This is a genomic window from Edaphobacter sp., from assembly GCF_035763405.1.
In the GTDB taxonomy this organism is placed as follows: domain Bacteria; phylum Acidobacteriota; class Terriglobia; order Terriglobales; family Acidobacteriaceae; genus Edaphobacter.
Genome location: NZ_DASUBE010000127.1, coordinates 1 through 5515, shown reverse-complemented (window position 1 = coordinate 5515; position 5515 = coordinate 1). Strand labels below are relative to the sequence as shown.

Here is a 5515-nt window from a genome sequence, read left to right as displayed (position 1 = left end):
CGACGGAGATCATTTGCTTGCACTTTGCAAGTGAGTGTGATTCCATGTCGTGAGATCGTCATCAACAGTCCCAGGAGGAGTCGATGAGTGCGATGGAGAGCTTTTCCCGTATCACGCCGTTTCTGTGGTTCGACAACAACGCGGAGGAGGCGGTGGAGTTTTATCTGACGGTGTTCAGGAACTCGCGTCGGCTGGATGCGGTGCGCGCAACCGAGGCCGTGCCGGGGCCGAAGGACCGGGTGCTGACGATTGCGTTCGAGTTGGACGGGGCGCGGTTCACGGCGTTGAACGGAGGGCCGATCTTTAAGTTCAACGAGTCGGTTTCGTTTGTGGTGCGGTGCGATTCGCAGGCCGAGGTGGATGAGTACTGGGCGAAGTTGACTGCTGATGGTGGCAAGGAGAGCCAGTGCGGATGGCTGAAGGACAAGTTTGGGCTCTCGTGGCAGATTGTGCCCACGCGGCTGCCGGAGCTGGTGAAGAACCCGAAGGCGATGCAGGCGATGATGGGGATGAAGAAGATCGATCTGGCGGAGCTGGAACGGGCGGCGAAGTCGTAGGTTGCTCCGCTGCGCTGCGGATGGAAATGCTCAAGCAGGCTGATGGAGAGTGTTCATTCCCACCCATGCGCGATGGGGCGGCGCATGGATGGGGCACCCGAGCGTTGATGGCGAGTTGAGGGAAGACAAAAGCGGATTCCTCCGCTGCGCTGCGGAATGGAAATACAAAAAGGTACAGAATGGAAATTCAAAAAAGGGCGGAATGGAAATGTAAGGGCGCTGCGGATGGAAATGCAATGTGTTGCAGAATGGAAATGCAAAAGGGCGGTGTGCTAGTCTCGGCTGCATGTTTTTGAAGCAGTACTACCTGGGGTGTCTGGCCCATGCCTCGTACCTGATCGCCGATGAGGCGAGCGGCGAGGCCGTGGTGGTTGATCCGCAGCGCGACGTGGAGCAGTATCTGGCGGATGCGGAGCGGCTTGGCGTGACGATTCGCTATGTGTTCCTGACGCACTTTCATGCGGACTTTCTGGCCGGGCATCTGGAGCTGCGCAATCGCGTGGGCGCGGAGATACGGCTGGGCGCGCGGGCGGAGGCGGAGTACAGCTTTGTCCCGATGAAGGACGGCGATGTGCTGGAGCTGGGTGCGGTGCGCCTGAAGGTGCTGGAGACGCCGGGGCACACGATTGAGTCGATCTCGATTCTGGTGTTCAATCTGGCGAAGGACGGCGTGAATCCTTACGCGGTGCTGACTGGTGACACGCTGTTCATTGGCGATGTGGGGCGTCCCGATCTGCGGGCTTCGCTGGGGTGGACGGCGGAGGAGTTGGGCGGGCATCTGTACGACTCGCTGCATGAGAAGCTGATGCGGCTGCCGGATGCGACGCTGGTGTATCCGGCGCATGGGGCGGGGTCGCTGTGCGGGAAGAATATTTCTTCGGACACGGTTTCGACGATGGGCGAGCAGAGGCGGTTCAACTACGCGCTCAAGCCGATGTCGAAGGAGGAGTTTGTGCGGCTGGTGACGGCGGACCAGCCGGATGCGCCGGAGTACTTTACCTACGACGCGATTTTGAATACGCGCGAGCATCCGACGCTGGATAAGACGCTGGAATATGTTCTGCGGCCGATGGGGTTGAAGGAGTTTCTGCGGATGCGCGATGAGGGCGCGCAGGTGCTCGATGTGCGCGGCGGCGGAGAGTATGCGAAGGGTCACGTGGCGGGGAGCATCAACGTGGGGCTGGGCGGGCAGTATGCGACGTGGGCAGGGACGGTGCTCGACCCGGCGCGGGCGATTGTGATTGTCGCCGATCCGGGACGCGAGCAGGAGGCGGCGCTGCGGCTGGGACGGATCGGCTTCGACAACGTGAAGGGATATTTGAAGGATGGGATGGTGGCTTTGGCCGGGCATCCGGAGCTGCTGCGCACGACCGAGCAGATGAGCGCGCCGATGCTGGCCGACGAGATGGCTTCTGCATCGCCCGTGGTGCTGGATGTGCGCTCGCCGCGTGAGTGGGCCGCGAAGCATCTTGTGGGGAGCGTGAATCTGCCGCTTTCGCAGTTGAAGGAACGGATGAGCGAGGTGCCACGCGACCGCAGAGTTGCTGTGCATTGCGCGGGTGGATATCGGTCGTCGATTGCAGCGAGTATGCTGGCGCGCGCAGGTGTGGAGCATGTGGCGGAGCTGGCGGGCGGGATTGCGGCCTGGGAGGCGGCGAAGTTGCCGGTGGTTGGGGAGTGAGGCGAGTGGCTGGCGGGTCTGTGCAATCCCACCCATATGCGATGAAGCTGCGCATGGTGGGGCACCCGGCGACCCACCTTAGCGACGATAAAACTGTCGCGAAGATGGGGCCCCGGACTTTGGTGGTCGGCTTGGAGGAAATACAGGGATCTCTCCACTGCGGCGGCAAAGAGCGCCGCCTCCGGTCGAGATGACGTGCTCGATGGGTATGGTTTATGGGCGATTGATGAGGTGAGTATGCGATTGGTGAGCGTGTGCTGTTTGATCGTTGCGTGTGCGATGACGGCGGGGGCGCAGATGCCTCAGGCCACAGCGGGCGCGATTGATCAGGCTGCAACTGATGTGTTGCACACAACCGGGGTGCCGAGTGCGTCGGTTGCGGTGGTGCGCGATGGGAAGGTTGCATATGTGAAGGCGTATGGCGCGGCGCGGCTTTCTCCGCGAATGGCGGCCACTCCGGAGATGCAGTACTCGATTGGGTCGATCAGCAAGCAGTTCACGGCGACGCTGATCTTGATGCTGCAGCAGGATGGGAAGCTGTCGATTGACGATGCGGTGGGGAAGTATCTGCCGGGGTTGACGCGGGCCGGAGACGTGACGATCCGCGAGGTGTTGTCGATGACTTCGGGGTATCAGGACTTCTGGCCCGAGGATTACGTGATGACCACGATGATGGCCGAGACGACGCCCGAGCACATTCTGGATGCGTGGGGAAAGAAGCCGCTGGACTTTGAGCCGGGGACTGAGTGGCAGTACTCGAATACGAACTATGTGATTGCGGGAAGGATTGCGGAGATCGTTGGGGGCAAGCCGCTGATGGCGCAGTTGCAGGAGCGCATCTTCGGGCCGCTGGGGATGACGGGCGTGTTCAATTCGGATGCAAGCAGGCTGCCGGAGTCGGACCCGACGGGATACTACAGGCACGCGCTGGGTCCGCTGCGGCCCGCTCCGGCTGAAGGCGCGGGGTGGATGTTTGCGGCGGGCGAACTCGCCATGCCCGCGCGCGATCTGGCGATCTGGAACATCAGTTTGATGAATCGCTCGCTTTTGTCGAAGGCCTCGTATGACGAGATGTTTGCGGAGGTGAAGCCGAAGAACGGCAAGGGCACGGGTTATGGGCTGGGCGTGGATGTGGGCGAGCGCAATGGGCACAGGTTTGTGGCGCACTCGGGCGAGGTGTCGGGGTTTGTGGCGCAGAACGTTGTCTATCCCGACGATAAGGTTGCGGTGACAGTGCTGACGAACGAGGATGCTTCGAGCGCGGCGGGGGCGCTGGCGCAGAGGATTGCTCCGTTGGTGCTGGCTACGGCGAGCGAGGAAGCCCCGGCGGCGGTGAAGGCGGCCGAGGCGCGGGCGTTGAAGATATTTGTTGGATTGCAGCATGGGCAGCTTGACCGCTCGCAACTGACGGAACTATGCAACGCGTACTTTACGCCGGAGGCGATGGAGGACTTTGAGAGCAGCCTGAAGTCGCTGGGCGCGCCGAAGAGCTTTACGCAGGCGTTGTCGGAGATGCGCGGGGGGATGAGGTTTCGCGTGTTCCGCGCGGACTTTGGCAGCAGGCAGTTGCGCGTGACGGTGTATGAAGAGCCGGATGGAAAGCTGGAGCAGTATCTGGTGATTCCTACGGGGAGTTAGGTTTGTGTAACCCCGGCTTGGGTGGCGGTTAAAGGAAAAACGGACCCTCCCCTTCGACGAAGGATGACAACTTTCAGTGGAAGGCTCACATCTGACAACGGAGAACTGACAACGGAGAGCTGGTTTCGGGTTGGGCGATGAAGCATAATGGTGGGGGTGGGTGCTGCTCGACTTTGTGCTGCCGCTGAAGTTTTGCAGGACTGCGTTGCTCGCCGTGACGGCTTTCTCCTTGGAATCCATGACCAGGACTGGACCTTATGGAACTTTGGACAGAGTACGAAGGCAGAACGATTGATGGCGCATTTCTTCTGACAAAACTGCTGGAGCCCGAGGGGCGAAGCGCGTTTTTTCTGACGCCGAACGGGTCGGGCAAACCGACGGTAATCCGGCTGATCGAGTCGCACTTTGACGACGATGTGATTCTGTCGCGGTGGCGAGGGATTGCCGCGCTCGACCATCCGAATCTGGTGAAGCTGAAAAAGTTTGGCAAGGTGGAGATGGACGGTGCTCCGCTGGCGTATGCGGTGATGGAGCCGGCGGACGGCAACCTGGGCGAGATTATTGCCGAGCGGCGGCTGACTGTGGAGGAGACGCGCGAGGTGGCCGAGAGCCTGGTGGCCGCGCTGGGCGCACTGCACGACTCCGGCTTTGTGCATGAGCATGTGGCTCCGGGCAATGTACTGGCTGTGGGCGATGTTATCAAGCTGCGCAGCGATTGCATTCGAGAGGCGCCGGAGGGTGCGGAAGGACAGGCGCTGAAGCGTCGGGATGTGCATGACATGGCGGCGGTGCTGCTGCGCTCGCTGACCGGGCGGCGCACGCTGGAGGAGGCTCGGGGGGAACTGCCGCTGGTCGCTCCGTTCGATGGGATTGTGCGGAATGGGTTGAGCGGAAGTTGGGGGCTGCGAGAGATTGCGGCGGCGCTGGCCCCCGCGGCTTCGCCGGAGATTGCGGCGCAGAGTGCGGCTCCGGTTGTGGCGGCTCCGGTTGCGGAGATGGATGAGGAGCCGGAGGTTGCCCGGGTTTCTCCGCTACGCAGGATGGCGGATAATCTGGATGAGACTTCTTTCGGGCCTGGGTTGGGTGTGAAGATTCTGCTGGGGCTGAGCGTGGTGGTGCTGGCGCTGATTGCGTGGCGCATGTTTCATAGCAGGCCGGCGTCGGATGTGGCTGCGCCACAGGCCGCCGTTGTGCATAAGTCTGCTCCGGCTGCGAGTGTGCCTCCGGCTGCGAGTGTGCCTCCGGCTGCGGTGAACGCTGATGCGGGGAAGCCTGCGGCTGATGCGACTAAGGCTGGAGGTAGTGCGGTCTTGCGAACCACGCCGTCTCCTGCTCCTGCCGCTACTTCTGCTCCGGTGAACGGGGCGACGCATGTGGAGTGGCGCGTGATTGCGTTTACCTACAACCACGAGGACCAGGCGCAGACGAAGGTGGAGCGGCTGGCGGCGCGGCATCCGGAGCTGAAGCCGGAGGTGTTTTCGCCGAATGGGCGCGCGCCGTATCTGGTGTCGATTGGCGGAGCGATGGAGCGGAAGGACGCGTATGCGCTGGCGAGCAGGGAGCGGAACGATGGGCTCGCGAGCGATGTGTATGCGCAGAACTTCCATGTAACGGGGTCTGCGCAGTAGCCGCTTAAGGG

The 5515-nt window shown here is 62.0% G+C and carries 4 protein-coding genes; all 4 read left to right on the top strand.

The window, feature by feature from the left end:
- Positions 1–83: 83 nt before the first annotated feature.
- The 4 genes from VFU66_RS12715 (at position 84) to VFU66_RS12700 (ending at position 5504) form a co-directional block, all read left to right on the top strand.
- Positions 84–557 (top strand): VOC family protein, encoded by a 474-nt coding sequence (locus tag VFU66_RS12715; protein WP_326446636.1) that lies wholly within the window; start codon positions 84–86, stop codon positions 555–557.
- A gap of 286 nt (positions 558–843) precedes the next feature.
- Positions 844–2238, top strand: a complete 1395-nt coding sequence (locus VFU66_RS12710; protein WP_326446635.1) for an MBL fold metallo-hydrolase — start codon at positions 844–846, stop codon at positions 2236–2238.
- A gap of 237 nt (positions 2239–2475) precedes the next feature.
- On the top strand, positions 2476–3876 hold the full coding sequence (locus VFU66_RS12705) for a serine hydrolase domain-containing protein (RefSeq protein ID WP_326446634.1): 1401 nt from the start codon (positions 2476–2478) through the stop codon (positions 3874–3876).
- A 257-nt stretch (positions 3877–4133) separates the two neighbouring features.
- On the top strand, positions 4134–5504 hold the full coding sequence (locus VFU66_RS12700) for a serine/threonine-protein kinase (RefSeq protein ID WP_326446633.1): 1371 nt from the start codon (positions 4134–4136) through the stop codon (positions 5502–5504).
- Positions 5505–5515: the final 11 nt, after the last annotated feature.